This window comes from Entomohabitans teleogrylli (assembly GCF_001484765.1).
Taxonomy (GTDB): domain Bacteria; phylum Pseudomonadota; class Gammaproteobacteria; order Enterobacterales; family Enterobacteriaceae; genus Entomohabitans; species Entomohabitans teleogrylli.
Genome location: NZ_KQ947379.1, coordinates 1 through 13042 on the forward strand (window position 1 = coordinate 1; position 13042 = coordinate 13042).

Below are 13042 nucleotides of genomic sequence, written 5' to 3' on the forward strand. Positions count from 1 at the left end.
TTCCGGAACCCCCAGCCTAGCTGGGGGTTTTCTGTGCACAAAAAACTGGCGCAATGAATATTGCGCCAGCGATTTTTTGCTAAAAACAAGTTATACAATCAGTTATGACTTGCGGTAGAGATCTTTTCGCTTGTAAGGCTCTGTCTCCCCGTCCCGGCGCGTCTTCAGTAGCTTGAGTATCCACGTATACTGCTCAGGATGTGGGCGTACAAAAATCTCGACTTCTTCATTCATACGCCGGGCGATTGTGCGATCGTCGGCGTCCAGCAGATCGTCCATGGGCGGACGAATGTAGATATCCAGGCGATGCGTCCTGGCATTATACACCGGGAATAGCGGGACCACCCGGGCGCGACAGACCTTCATCAGCCGACCAATCGCCGGCAATGTCGCTTTATAAGTGGCAAAAAAATCGACAAACTCGCTGTGCTCAGCGCCATGATCCTGGTCGGGCAAATAGTATCCCCAGTACCCCTGGCGCACCGAACTGATGAACGGCTTAATACCATCATTGCGAGCGTGCATACGGCCACCAAAACGCCGCCGTACAGTATTCCAGATATAATCAAAAACCGGATTTCCCTGATTATGAAACATTGCCGCCATCTTCTGGCCGCCGGAGGCCATCAGCATCGCCGGGATATCCACAGCCCAGCCATGGGGTACCAGAAAGATGACTTTTTCATCCCGGGCTTTCATCTCGTCAATAATGTCTTTGCCATGCCAGTCCACTCTGGCCATCACTTTCCGCGGGTCCCGTAACCCCAGCTCCGCCATCAGCACCATCGACTGGGGCGCAGTGGCGAACATCTCATCAATTATCACTTCCCGCTGCTGCTCCGACAGTTCAGGAAAACAGTACAGCAAATTAATCTGCGCCCGGCGCCGGGCGCTCTTCGCCAGCTTGCCGGTAAGCCGCCCCAGTTTGCCTAACAGCGGATCGCGCACCGCCGGCGGCGTTAGCGCCAGACCAATAAAAGCCGCGACCCCGAACCAGGCCCCCCAGTAACGGGGATGCAAAAATTCCCGCTTAAACTGCGGAATAAACTCAATATTTGATTTTTTCTCTTTTTCCATGCCTGCTCTCGGGCCCGTAGTACTTTATAAATCGAGTCATATAAGGCCTATTCTAACGGCCCTGTTGACCGCAGACAAAACAAAAAGCCGGCGTAGTCACACCGGATCAACCTGCTGACTAAGGAAGAATAAACGTGGTTTTTTCTCCTCAGGGGTGATTAGCAGAAAATCAATAAATTGATTTTCCTTATTTTTCAACGGGAGATTCAGGTACCCTGGCAATGAAATGAGATTTGCCATCAAACTTAGCCGGCGCAGTGTCACACCGGCTCTCTCATCAGAACAAATCAATCAAAGCGCAATTGCGGGACCACCTCTTTCACCTGCGCGAGGTAACTGCGGCGATCGTCGCCCATCAAACCTTCACTGCGCGGCAATCTGGCGGTCAGCGGGTTAACCGCCTGCTGGTTAATCCATACTTCATAATGCAGGTGCGGACCAGTAGAGCGGCCGGTATTCCCCGACAGCGCGATACGCTCACCACGTTTCACCTTTTGCCCCGGTTTAACCAACAGCTTTTTCAGATGCATATAACGCGTGGTGTAGGAGCGGCCATGGCGAATCGCGATGTAGTACCCGGCAGCGCCGCTGCGCGTCGCCGTCACCACTTCGCCATCCCCGACGGCCAGTACCGGCGTCCCCTGCGGCATGGCGAAGTCGACGCCTTTATGCGGCGCGACGCGACCAGTCACCGGGTTCACCCGCCGCGGGTTGAAATTAGAAGAGATGCGGAATTGCTTAACGGTCGGGAAACGCATAAACCCTTTCGCCAGCCCGGAGCCGCTCTTGTCGTAAAATTTCCCGTCCTCGGCGCGAATCGCATAGTAATCCTTACCGCCGGAACGAATTCGCACCCCGACCAGTTGGCTCTGCTCCCGTTTACCGTTGAGCATTTCGCGGGACATCAGCACTGAAAATTCGTCGCCTTTTTTCAGCTTGCGAAAATCCATCTGCCACTGCATCGCTTTGATAACCGAGCTCACTTCGTTACTGGTTAACCCTGCGGAACGGGCGCTGGCGACAAAGCTGCCGCCCACGGTTCCCTTCAGCACGCTGTTAACCCAGTCGCCCTGCTGGGTTTCACTGCTCATTTTAAAACCGTTGCCAGACCGGTCGTAAGTGCGGGTTTCGCGGCGCGACATCTCCCAGACCATCTGTTGCAGTTCGCCGTCGGCGTTCAGCGTCCAGGAGATCTGCTGGCCGATTTTCAGATTACGCAATTCTTTGTCGGACTGAGCGAGCAGCGAAATGTCGCTCATATCAATACCGTACTGGTTCAGGACGCTGCTCAGCGTATCGCCGGTAGAGACCACATATTCATGAATACCGTCGGCGCCGGTGGTTTTGTCATCCAGTTCGTCCTGAGGCAAATTCAGACTTTCGTCTTCTTCCGGCGTCGTCTGGTCGATAGGCTCACTGGCTTCCGGCAATAGCGAACGGCTTTCCAGCTTTTCCGGTTCAATCACTTTTACCAGCGGGACGCTGTTCGGGTGGTAAACATAGGGTCGCCAGACGGCGACCGCAAGAGTAAGAACTGTAAGGGACCCCAGCATCACACGGTGAGGGCGGGGCAAATTATTAAATGTCCTGGCGACAGAGCGGGCTATCTGTTGCACGTATCCACTTCCTCATTAATCTCCTTTCAGGCAGCTCGAATATTGGTCTGATAGCTGGGTCAGAAACTGCGTGTAGCTATCCGGACCCAGCTTAATGGCGGTGCCGAGAGGATCCAGCGTTCCCATTCGAACCTGCGTACCTCTGGCAACGGCTTCGATGACCGCTGGCCTGAATTGTGGCTCAGCAAATACGCACACGGCTTTTTGCTCAACCAACTGTGTTCTGATGTCATGCAGACGCTGCGCGCCGGGTTGGATCTCCGGGTTGACGGTAAAATGGCCGAGCGGCGTTAGACCGTAATGTTTTTCGAAGTACCCGTAAGCATCGTGGAAAACGAAATAACCTTTTCCTTTAAGTGGCGCGAGCGTGCTCGTCAACTGCTTATCTGCTGCGGCTAATTGTGCCTCAAAATGCTGCAGGTTGGCGTCTAGTTTGGCTTTACTTTGCGGCATAAGTTCCACTAATTTTTCGTGGATTGCAACAGCGGAGAGCCGCGCCACCTCTGGCGAGAGCCAAAGATGCATGTTGTATTCCCCATGATGGTGATCTTCGTCACGTTTTCCGCTATCGTGGTGATGCTCGTGATCATCATGTTCATCAGCATCGCTCCCCTTCATCAACAGAGGTTTAACGGCGCTAAGCTCTGCCAGCGCAATCTGCTTTTGGGAAGCGAACTGCGTGACGGGTTTGTGCATAAAAGCTTCCATTTCCGGGCCTATCCATACCACTAAGTCCGCGCTCTGTAAGCGTTTTATATCAGAAGGACGCAGCGAATAGTCATGCTCAGAGGCGCCGTCGGGAAGTAATACCTGAGTATCGGTCACCCCATCGGTAATGGCGGAGGCGATAAAACCGAGCGGTTTCAGGGAGGCCACCACGGCGGCTTGGGCGCTGGCACAGGATCCAAACAGCAGTGCTACGGACGTGGCAGCGCAAAGAAGCGTTTTTTTATGTAACATAATGCAACTTATCATCGTGAGGTTTGCAGGAATTGTGATATTATAACATTCGCCATTTCTTGCAATGTTTAATTTATTTATGACGAATCTGGTTTCCCTGGAGCATATCTCCGTTTCCTTTGGCCAGCGCCGCGTCCTGTCAGACATCTCGCTAATGCTGAAACCCGGGCGTATTCTCACGCTACTGGGGCCAAATGGAGCGGGTAAATCGACCCTGGTGCGCATCGTTCTGGGTCTGATCGCGCCTGATGAAGGCGTCATTACCCGCGAACCAAAACTGCGTATCGGCTATGTGCCGCAAAAATTACATCTCGATCCGACTCTACCGCTGACGGTAAGCCGTTTTATGCGCCTGCGCCCCGGGGTACGCAAAGCGGATCTCCTGCCGGCGCTCAGGCGCGTCCAGGCGACGCACTTGCTTGACGCGCCGATGCAGAAGCTGTCCGGAGGCGAAAACCAGCGCGTCTTGCTGGCTCGCGCCCTGCTCAATCAGCCTCAGTTGCTGGTGCTGGACGAGCCCACTCAGGGTGTGGACGTCAACGGCCAACTGGCGCTGTACGATCTCATCGATCAGCTACGCCACGAGTTACAGTGCGCGGTGCTAATGGTGTCGCATGACCTGCATCTGGTGATGGCCAAAACCGATGAAGTATTGTGCCTGAATCACCATATCTGCTGTTCCGGCGCGCCGGAAGTGGTCTCCACCCACCCGGAATTCATCTCCATGTTTGGCTCCCGCGGCGCCGAGCAACTGGGTATCTATCGCCATCGTCATAACCATCGCCACGATCTGCAGGGGCGAATTATTTTGCGCAAAGGAAATGGTCAGTAATGCTTGAACTTCTGTTTCCCGGCTGGCTGGCCGGCGTTTTGCTTTCCTGCGCGGCAGGCCCGCTCGGCTCATTCGTGGTCTGGCGCCGGATGTCCTATTTTGGCGATACCCTGGCCCATGCCTCTTTGCTGGGGGTCGCCTTCGGTCTGCTGCTGAACGTTAACCCCTTTTACGCGGTTATCGCCGTTACGTTGCTGCTGGCGCTCGGGCTGGTGTGGCTGGAGAAACGTCCCCATCTGGCCATCGACACACTGCTGGGCATTATGGCCCACAGCGCCCTGTCGCTGGGTCTGGTGGTGGTCAGTCTGATGTCCAATATTCGTATCGATCTGATGGCCTACCTGTTTGGCGACCTGCTGGCCGTCACTCCGGACGATTTGATCGCCATTACCATCGGCGTTGTCATCGTGGTCGGGGTTTTGTGCTGGCAGTGGCGCAATCTTCTGGCAATGACCATCAGCCCGGATCTGGCCTTCGTCGATGGCGTTGCGTTGCAGCGCACCAAATTATTGCTGATGCTGGTCACGGCACTGACCATTGGCGTGGCGATGAAATTTGTCGGGGCGCTGATCATCACTTCGCTGTTGATTATTCCTGCCGCCACCGCCCGCCGTTTCGCCACCACTCCGGAGCAGATGGCAGGGATCGCCGTGGTCGCCGGCATGGTTGCCGTCACTGGCGGGATGGCGTTTTCCGCAGGCTATGACACCCCAGCCGGCCCTTCCGTGGTACTGGCGGCAGCGCTGCTGTTTATCTTAAGCATGATGAAAAAGCAGCCTCAGTAATACGCATTACGGCCGGGCCAGGCAGTGCCCGGCTGGCATCGATGTCTTCAGCAGATTTTCAGGTAATCGATCGCGTCGCGCAACGGCGTTCTGGCGCCGCAGCAGGCCGCCAGAACACGCCATCAGGACATCAGGGCTGTTGCGGAGGGGTAATGCCGAAGTGGCTCCACGCGCGCGGCGTGGCGATACGCCCACGCGGTGTACGCTGCAGAAAACCCTGCTGGATCAGATACGGCTCAAGCACATCTTCAATGGTTTCCCGCTCTTCGCCGATCGCCGCGGCGAGGTTATCCAGCCCTACCGGGCCGCCGAGGAACTTATCAATCACCGCCAGCAGCAGCTTGCGGTCCATATAATCAAACCCTTCGGCGTCGACATTAAGCATATCCAGCGCCTGCGCCGCGATCTGCTGGCTGATATCGCCATCGTGACGTACTTCGGCAAAATCGCGCACCCGGCGCAGCAGGCGGTTGGCGATACGCGGTGTTCCGCGCGAACGACGCGCCACTTCCAGCGCCCCGGCATCATCCATCACCAGTCCCATATAGGCGGCGCTGCGGCCAACGATATGCTGCAGATCGGCCACCTGGTAAAACTCCAGCCGCTGCACAATACCAAAGCGATCGCGCAGTGGCGACGTCAAAGAACCGGCGCGCGTGGTGGCGCCAATCAGCGTAAAGGGAGGAAGATCGATTTTAATAGAACGCGCCGCTGGGCCTTCGCCGATCATAATATCCAGTTGATAGTCCTCCATCGCCGGGTAGAGGACCTCCTCCACCACCGGCGACAGACGATGGATCTCATCGATAAACAACACATCGTGGGGTTCAAGGTTGGTGAGCATCGCCGCCAGATCGCCGGCTTTTTCCAGCACCGGGCCGGAGGTGGTACGCAAATTCACCCCCATTTCATTAGCCACAATGTTGGCCAGAGTGGTTTTCCCCAGCCCCGGCGGGCCAAAAATCAGCAGGTGATCCAGCGCGTCGCCGCGTAGCTTCGCCGCCTTGATAAAGATCTCCATCTGCTCCCGCACCTGGGGCTGGCCGACATACTCACTCAGTAATTTCGGGCGAATCGCCCTGTCGACCTGCTCATCAATGGGCAGGTTTTCCGGGGATACCAGACGGTCTGCTTCAATCATCCTTTACCTCACAGCGCCGCACGCAGCGCTTCACGAATCAGGGTTTCACTATTGGCGTCCGTTCTGGCGACCTTACTGACCATGCGGCTCGCTTCCTGAGGTTTATAGCCCAGCGCCACCAGGGCGGCAACCGCTTCCTGCTCTGCGTCATCCGCCGTCGGCGCGCTCGGTGAAGTGAGCACCAGTTCGGCAGCCGGGGTGAACAAATCGCCGTGCAGGCCTTTAAAGCGGTCTTTCATTTCCACAATCAGGCGCTCGGCGGTTTTCTTGCCAATACCCGGCAGTTTCACCAGCGCGGCAGGCTCTTCGCGCTCCACGGCATTCACAAACTGCTGCGCCGACATGCCGGAAAGGATCGCCAGCGCCAGTTTCGGCCCCACGCCGTTAGTCTTGATCAGCTCGCGGAACAGAGTTCGCTCCTGCTTATTATTAAAACCGAACAGCAGTTGCGCGTCTTCGCGCACCACAAAGTGGGTGAACACCACCGCCTCTTTTCCGACATCCGGCAGTTCATAAAAACAGGTCATCGGCATATGGACTTCATAACCCACGCCGCCCGCCTCCAGCAACACCAGCGGTGGCTGTTTTTCCAGAACAATGCCTCTGAGTCTGCCTATCACATCGCACCCCCGGGTTTAAAGAATCAAAAGTGTGTTCATTATGATATAAAAAAGGCTGGATGCATATCCAGCCCGATAAAGAGATTAAACGTCGCCCGGTCGCAGGACGGACCCGGGCTGCCAGAAAAGCAACCGGAAAAACCATTTACTGATTTTCACCCTTTAACCACAACGCCCAAAAACCCTGCTTTCTGGACCTTGTCAGCCTCCTGCCGATGCCTCAGCCCAGCCGTCCACGGGCCAGATTCAGCCGCTTATCGCTAATCTGTACGGCGTTCTGGCTGACATGACAGTGCGTGATTGCAATGGCCAGCGCGTCCGCGGCGTCCGCCTGTGGGTTGGCGGACAATTTAAGCAAGGTACGCACCATATGCTGCACCTGGCTCTTTTCCGCGCTGCCAATGCCGACCACCGTCTGCTTCACCTGGCGCGCCGCGTACTCAAACACCGGCAGCGCATTATTCACCGCGGCGACAATCGCCGCGCCGCGCGCCTGCCCCAGCTTAAGGGCCGAGTCGGCGTTTTTGGCCATAAACACCCGCTCAATGGCGAAGTAATCCGGCTGAAACTGAGTGATTATTTCCGAAACACCGGCGTAAATCAGCTTCAGCCGGGTGGGTAAATCATCAACGCTGGTGCGAATACAGCCGCTGCCCAGGTAGGTTAACTGCCTACCGGTCTGGCGAATCACCCCGTAACCGGTGATGCGTGACCCCGGGTCAACGCCGAGAATAATCGCCATCACACACCTCCGGCAGGGTTAAGAGCGCGGAAACACCCCATCAGAGTGTTGCTGCCACCTCATCAGAGATCTCACCGTTGTGGTAAACCTCCTGGACATCATCACAGTCTTCCAGCATGTCGATAAGACGCAGCAGCTTCGGCGCGGTTTCCGCATCCATATCCGCTTTGGTGGAAGGGATCATCGATACTTCAGCGCTATCGGCTTTCAGGCCAGCCGCTTCCAGCGCGTCGCGTACCGCGCCCAGCTCTTCCCAGGCGGTATAAACGTCGATGGCGCCGTCATCGTAAGTCACCACATCTTCAGCGCCGGCTTCCAGCGCCGCTTCCATAATGGTGTCTTCATCGCCCGCTTCATAGGAGATAATGCCTTTCTTGCTGAACAGATAGGCGACGGAACCATCCGTACCCAGGTTGCCGCCGCATTTGGTAAAGGCGTGGCGAACTTCGGCAACGGTACGGTTGCGGTTATCGCTCAGACATTCCACCATCACGGCGGTACCGCCCGGACCATACCCCTCATAAATGATGGTTTCCATGTTGGCGTCGTCGTCACCGCCAACCCCGCGGGCGATAGCGCGATTAAGGGTATCGCGGGTCATGTTGTTGGACAGCGCTTTATCAATCGCCGCGCGCAGACGCGGGTTAGACGCCGCGTCGCCGCCGCCCAGACGGGCCGCCGTAACCAGCTCGCGAATAATTTTGGTAAAGATTTTACCGCGTTTAGCATCCTGTGCCGCTTTGCGGTGCTTTGTATTGGCCCATTTACTATGACCTGCCATAACTCTCTCCAAAAGCGCCTGTATCAGGCGCAGCAATAACAAATTCTTCAATCGCCTGCCGGTTGCTCCACGACTTGGTGAGGGACGCCGCCTGAGGGGCCTCTACCCACCGCCAGTCCAGATGTTCACTAATAACCACCTGGCGTTCATGGGGCAACGCAAGACAGAACCAGTATTCCGTGTTGCGCACCACTCCCGGCGCATAGCGATGACGCAAATGTGAAAAAATCTCAAACTCCACGCGGCGCTGGCAGTCCACCAGAGCCAACCGCTCAGCGGCCACATCAATGGCTATCTCTTCCATGACTTCACGCCGCGCAGCCTGCAGTGCGCTCTCTCCGGCTTCCAGACTGCCGGTGACCGACTGCCAGAAGTCCGGATCATCGCGCCGCTGCAGCATCAGCACCCGCTTCGTGTCCTGCGCGTAAATCACCACCAGCACCGAAACGGGTTGCTTCCAGGCCATCTCAGCTATTCTCGCCTTTTTTGACCACCGCGATGCCCAGTTCATTCAGTGCCGTCGGGTTCGCGAAGCTTGGCGCTTCGGTCATCAGACAGGCCGCCGCCGTGGTTTTCGGGAACGCGATAACATCGCGAATATTGTCAGTGCCAGTCAGCAGCATAGTCAGGCGATCCAGACCAAATGCCAGACCAGCGTGCGGCGGGGTGCCGAACTTCAGGGCATCAAGCAGGAAGCCAAACTTCTCGCGCTGCTCCTGCTCATTAATGCCCAGGATGCCGAACACTGTCTGCTGCATTTCACCGCTGTAAATACGCACTGAACCACCGCCCACTTCATAACCGTTAATCACCATATCATAGGCGTTAGCGATGGCCGTTTCCGGCGCGGCTTTCAGCTCCGCCGGGCTCATGTCGCGCGGCGAAGTGAACGGATGGTGCATCGCCGCCAGACCGCCTTCGCCGTCGTCTTCAAACATCGGGAAGTCTACCACCCACAGCGGCGCCCACTTTGTCTCATCCGTCAGGCTGAGATCTTTGCCCAGCCTGAGGCGCAGCGCCCCCAGCGCGTCGGCCACCACTTTTTTACTGTCAGCGCCGAAGAAAATCATATCGCCGTCGGCCGCGCCGGTGCGCTCAAGGATTTCGGCAACAATATCGGCATTGAGGAATTTAGCGACCGGACTGGTTATCCCTTCCAGCCCCTGCGCGCGCTCATTAACTTTAATGTACGCCAGACCTTTGGCGCCGTAGATTTCAACGAACTTGCCGTACTCATCGATCTGTTTACGACTCAGTTGCGCGCCGCCCGGCACCCGCAGCGCCGCCACACGCCCTTTCGGATCGTTGGCCGGGCCGGAGAACACTTTAAACTCAACGTTTTTCAGCAGGTCGGCGACATCCACCAGCTCCATCGGGTTACGCAGATCCGGTTTATCGGAACCAAAACGGCGCTCCGCTTCGGCAAAGGTCATCACCGGGAAATCCCCGAGATCGACGCCTTTAATCTCCAGCCACAGATTGCGGATCAGCGCCTCCATCACTTCACGCACCTGCGGCGCGGTCATAAAAGAGGTCTCAACGTCGATCTGGGTAAATTCCGGCTGGCGGTCGGCGCGCAGATCTTCGTCGCGGAAGCATTTCACAATCTGATAATAGCGGTCAAAGCCGGACATCATCAGCAGTTGTTTGAACAACTGCGGCGACTGCGGCAGCGCGTAAAATTTGCCTTTATGAACCCGGCTGGGCACCAGATAGTCGCGCGCCCCTTCCGGCGTGGCTTTCGTCAGCATCGGGGTCTCAATGTCCAGAAAGCCGTGATCGTCCATAAAGCGACGCACAAAGCTGGTGATTCTGGCGCGGGTTTTCAGACGCTGGGCCATTTCCGGGCGACGCAGGTCGAGGTAGCGGTACTTGAGGCGCGCCTCTTCGGTGTTAACCTGATTGGCATCCAGCGGCAGTGGTTCGGCGCGGTTGATAATGGTCAGTTCGGTGGCGAACAGCTCGACCTCGCCGGTGGCCATGTCGCGATTGACGTTACGCTCCTCGCGGGCGCGTACGGTACCGGTCACCTGAATACAAAATTCATTCCGCAGCTCAGAGGCCAGTTTGAATGCCTCCTGACGGTCGGGGTCGAAGAACACCTGAACGATGCCTTCGCGGTCACGCATATCAATAAAAATCAGGCTACCGAGGTCACGCCGACGATTGACCCAGCCACACAGCGTCACTTGCTGCCCTTCATGGGACAGGTTGAGCTGCCCGCAATATTTTGTACGCATGAGATATCCCTTAACTTAGCCGCAGGCCGCTGGCTACCTGATTCCAGGAGTCACTGTCGCAGCTATTTCTGAATGTCATAACTGAATGAAAAAAAGGCGGCTAGTATACTGGATATTCCCCGCATAGATAAGCCCACTGCCGTCTTCCTGTGCGTTTACTGAGCACTCCGGCCTCTATTACACAAAATCCTTTCGGCCGCGTCGAGGCGGCGCAGCAAAAAATTCCCCAACGGGCTGAATAGCCGGGCGGCATCGCGACGAATTCTCACAAAAACTAACAATAAAGAATACGCCACTGCGCCGGGGATATGCTTATGGTGTACAACCTGAGCCAGGATTTCCGTGATGAGAGGTACTCTTTATGCTACAACTAAACGCCGCTACGACAGCGCTGGTGATCATCGATCTTCAGGAAGGGATTCTGCCGTACGCCGGCGGCCCGTACAGCGCCGATAAAGTTGTGTCGCGCGCGGCGCTGCTGGCGGAAAAGTTTCGCGCCAGCGGTTCTGCGGTGGTGATGGTGCGGGTGGGCTGGTCCGCGGATTACGCCGATGCGCTGAAACAGCCGGTCGATGCCCCGGCGCCGACCGGCGGATTGCCGGCGCAATGGTGGCACTATCCGCTGGCGCTCGGTAAGCGGGACAGCGACATTGAAGTGATAAAGCGCCAGTGGGGCGCTTTTTATGGCACCGACCTGGAGCTCCAGTTGCGCCGCCGCGGTATTGAGACCATTGTGTTGTGCGGCATCGCGACCAATATTGGCGTCGAATCCACCGCCCGCAACGCCTGGGAGCTGGGTTTCGGGGTGGTGATCGCCGAAGACGCCTGTAGCGCCGCCAGCGGCGAGCAGCACCGCCACAGTATCGAACATATTTTCCCGCGTATCAGCCGGGTACGCAGCACAGAGGAGATCCTCGCGGCACTGTAGCCGCGGCGTTATGATTTACATAGGACTGCCGCAATGGTCGCACCCGAAATGGACGCGGTTAGGGATTTCCACCCTTGAGGATTATGCCCGCCACTTTAACTGTGTGGAGGGCAATACCACGCTGTACGCGCTGCCCGGCGCGGAAACCGTGCTGCGCTGGCGGGCCATGACCAGTGATGATTTCCGCTTCTGCTTTAAATTTCCGGCCACCATTTCCCATCAGGCCGCCCTGCGCCACTGCGACGATTTGACGCAGGAGTTCTTCACACGCATGGCGCCGCTGGCGGCGCGCATCGGTCAGTACTGGCTCCAGCTTCCCGCCGCCTTTGGGCCACGCGATCTCCCGGCGCTGTGGCAGTTCCTCGACGCCCTGCCCGACGACTTCACTTATGGCGTTGAAGTCCGTCACCGGCAATTTTTCGCCAAAGGGGACGATGAGCGCGACCTTAATCGCGGCCTGCATCAGCGCGGCGTCAATCGGGTGATTCTTGACAGCCGCCCGGTGCACGCGGCTATTCCATCCACCGCCGCCATCCGCGAGGCCCAGCGTAAAAAGCCGGTCGTGCCGGTACACGCGCTGATAACCGGTAAGTCGCCAATGGTACGCTTTATCGGCAGTGATAATATGGCGCAAAATGAGGCGTTGTTCGCGCCGTGGCTGGAAAAGTTGCCGCTCTGGGAACAACAGAGCGTGCCGTGGCTGTTTTTGCATACGCCGGATATCGCCCAGGCGCCGGAGCTGGTGCGCACCCTCTGGCCGGCGCTACAGCGCGTTTTTCCGACGCTCGGCGCGGCTCCGGCCATCCCCCACCAGGATTCGTTGTTTCTGTAATAGCGACACTGGCGCCAGAGCAGGCTATCATAAGCAGTGCCATCAAACAGGTTGACACGGAGTTCCTATGGTAAGCGCGCTTTATGCCGTGCTGGGTGCGTTGTTATTGATTAAGTTTTCTTTTGATGTCGCGCGTTTACGGATGCAGTACCGCGTCTCCTATGGGGACGGCGGATTCAGTGAATTACAAAGCGCGATCCGCATTCACGGCAACGCGGTGGAATATATTCCCATCGGCCTGTTGTTATTACTGTTGATGGAGATGAACGGCGCCGAAACCTGGATGGTGCATCTCTGCGGCCTGCTGCTGATTGCCGGGCGGTTGATGCACTATCACGGTTATCATCAGCGGCTGGTGCGCTGGCGGCGTTCCGGTATGAGCGCCACCTGGTGCGCGCTGTTGCTGATGGTACTGGCGAATTTGTGGTATATGCCGTGGGAGTTGGTTTTCGCGCTCCATTAACGCACAATACGCCCCTCTCGTTTTC

The 13042-nt window shown here is 56.9% G+C and carries 14 protein-coding genes; 5 read left to right on the forward strand and 9 right to left on the reverse strand.

Annotated features, from left to right (window positions below; genetic code table 11):
• Positions 1 to 102: 102 nt before the first annotated feature.
• From lpxM to znuA, 3 genes are all read right to left on the reverse strand, one after another.
• Positions 103 to 1077: a lauroyl-Kdo(2)-lipid IV(A) myristoyltransferase gene (lpxM, locus tag AQ981_RS07225; RefSeq protein WP_058911093.1), complete on the reverse strand. Its 975-nt coding sequence runs from the start codon at positions 1075 to 1077 to the stop codon at positions 103 to 105.
• 287 nt (positions 1078 to 1364) lie between these two features.
• Positions 1365 to 2693, reverse strand: a complete 1329-nt coding sequence (mepM, locus tag AQ981_RS07230) for a murein DD-endopeptidase MepM (protein ID WP_071608828.1) — start codon at positions 2691 to 2693, stop codon at positions 1365 to 1367.
• 15 nt (positions 2694 to 2708) lie between these two features.
• The gene (gene znuA / locus AQ981_RS07235) at positions 2709 to 3653 is read right to left on the reverse strand and encodes a zinc ABC transporter substrate-binding protein ZnuA (RefSeq protein WP_058911358.1); all 945 of its coding nucleotides are present in this window, start codon (positions 3651 to 3653) and stop codon (positions 2709 to 2711) included.
• Positions 3654 to 3732: 79 nt separating this feature from the next.
• Between znuA and znuC the strand changes: the two genes are divergently transcribed.
• The gene (gene znuC / locus AQ981_RS07240) at positions 3733 to 4485 is read left to right on the forward strand and encodes a zinc ABC transporter ATP-binding protein ZnuC (RefSeq protein ID WP_058911359.1); all 753 of its coding nucleotides are present in this window, start codon (positions 3733 to 3735) and stop codon (positions 4483 to 4485) included.
• Entirely contained in the window at positions 4485 to 5270 is a 786-nt protein-coding gene (znuB, locus tag AQ981_RS07245) for a zinc ABC transporter permease subunit ZnuB (RefSeq protein WP_058911095.1), read from the forward strand. Before znuC ends, znuB begins: the two co-directional genes overlap by 1 nt.
• A 130-nt stretch (positions 5271 to 5400) precedes the next feature.
• Here the strand turns inward: znuB and ruvB are convergent, their stop codons facing one another.
• From ruvB to aspS, 6 genes are all read right to left on the reverse strand, one after another.
• Positions 5401 to 6411, reverse strand: coding sequence for a Holliday junction branch migration DNA helicase RuvB (gene ruvB / locus AQ981_RS07250; RefSeq protein WP_058911096.1), 1011 nt, complete (start codon positions 6409 to 6411; stop codon positions 5401 to 5403).
• Between the two features lie 8 nt (positions 6412 to 6419).
• On the reverse strand, positions 6420 to 7031 hold the full coding sequence (ruvA, locus tag AQ981_RS07255) for a Holliday junction branch migration protein RuvA (RefSeq protein WP_058911097.1): 612 nt from the start codon (positions 7029 to 7031) through the stop codon (positions 6420 to 6422).
• 220 nt (positions 7032 to 7251) lie between these two features.
• Positions 7252 to 7773: a crossover junction endodeoxyribonuclease RuvC gene (gene ruvC / locus AQ981_RS07260; RefSeq protein ID WP_058911098.1), complete on the reverse strand. Its 522-nt coding sequence runs from the start codon at positions 7771 to 7773 to the stop codon at positions 7252 to 7254.
• Positions 7774 to 7813: 40 nt separating this feature from the next.
• On the reverse strand, positions 7814 to 8554 hold the full coding sequence (locus AQ981_RS07265) for a YebC/PmpR family DNA-binding transcriptional regulator (RefSeq protein WP_058911099.1): 741 nt from the start codon (positions 8552 to 8554) through the stop codon (positions 7814 to 7816).
• Positions 8541 to 9020 (reverse strand): dihydroneopterin triphosphate diphosphatase, encoded by a 480-nt coding sequence (nudB, locus tag AQ981_RS07270; protein WP_058911100.1) that lies wholly within the window; start codon positions 9018 to 9020, stop codon positions 8541 to 8543. Before nudB ends, AQ981_RS07265 begins: the two co-directional genes overlap by 14 nt.
• A gap of 1 nt (position 9021) precedes the next feature.
• Positions 9022 to 10794, reverse strand: a complete 1773-nt coding sequence (gene aspS / locus AQ981_RS07275) for an aspartate--tRNA ligase (protein WP_058911101.1) — start codon at positions 10792 to 10794, stop codon at positions 9022 to 9024.
• Positions 10795 to 11155: 361 nt separating this feature from the next.
• Here aspS and AQ981_RS07280 point away from each other — a divergent pair, with 361 nt between their 5' ends.
• The 3 genes from AQ981_RS07280 (at position 11156) to AQ981_RS07290 (ending at position 13017) form a co-directional block, all read left to right on the forward strand.
• Positions 11156 to 11722: a hydrolase gene (locus AQ981_RS07280; protein WP_058911102.1), complete on the forward strand. Its 567-nt coding sequence runs from the start codon at positions 11156 to 11158 to the stop codon at positions 11720 to 11722.
• Positions 11723 to 11732: 10 nt separating this feature from the next.
• Positions 11733 to 12554 carry a DUF72 domain-containing protein gene (locus AQ981_RS07285; protein ID WP_058911103.1) on the forward strand — a complete coding sequence of 274 codons (822 nt, stop codon included), beginning with the start codon at positions 11733 to 11735 and terminating at the stop codon, positions 12552 to 12554.
• A gap of 67 nt (positions 12555 to 12621) precedes the next feature.
• Complete coding sequence (locus tag AQ981_RS07290) at positions 12622 to 13017, forward strand: MAPEG family protein (protein ID WP_058911104.1); 396 nt, start codon at positions 12622 to 12624, stop codon at positions 13015 to 13017.
• Positions 13018 to 13042 lie beyond the last annotated feature (25 nt).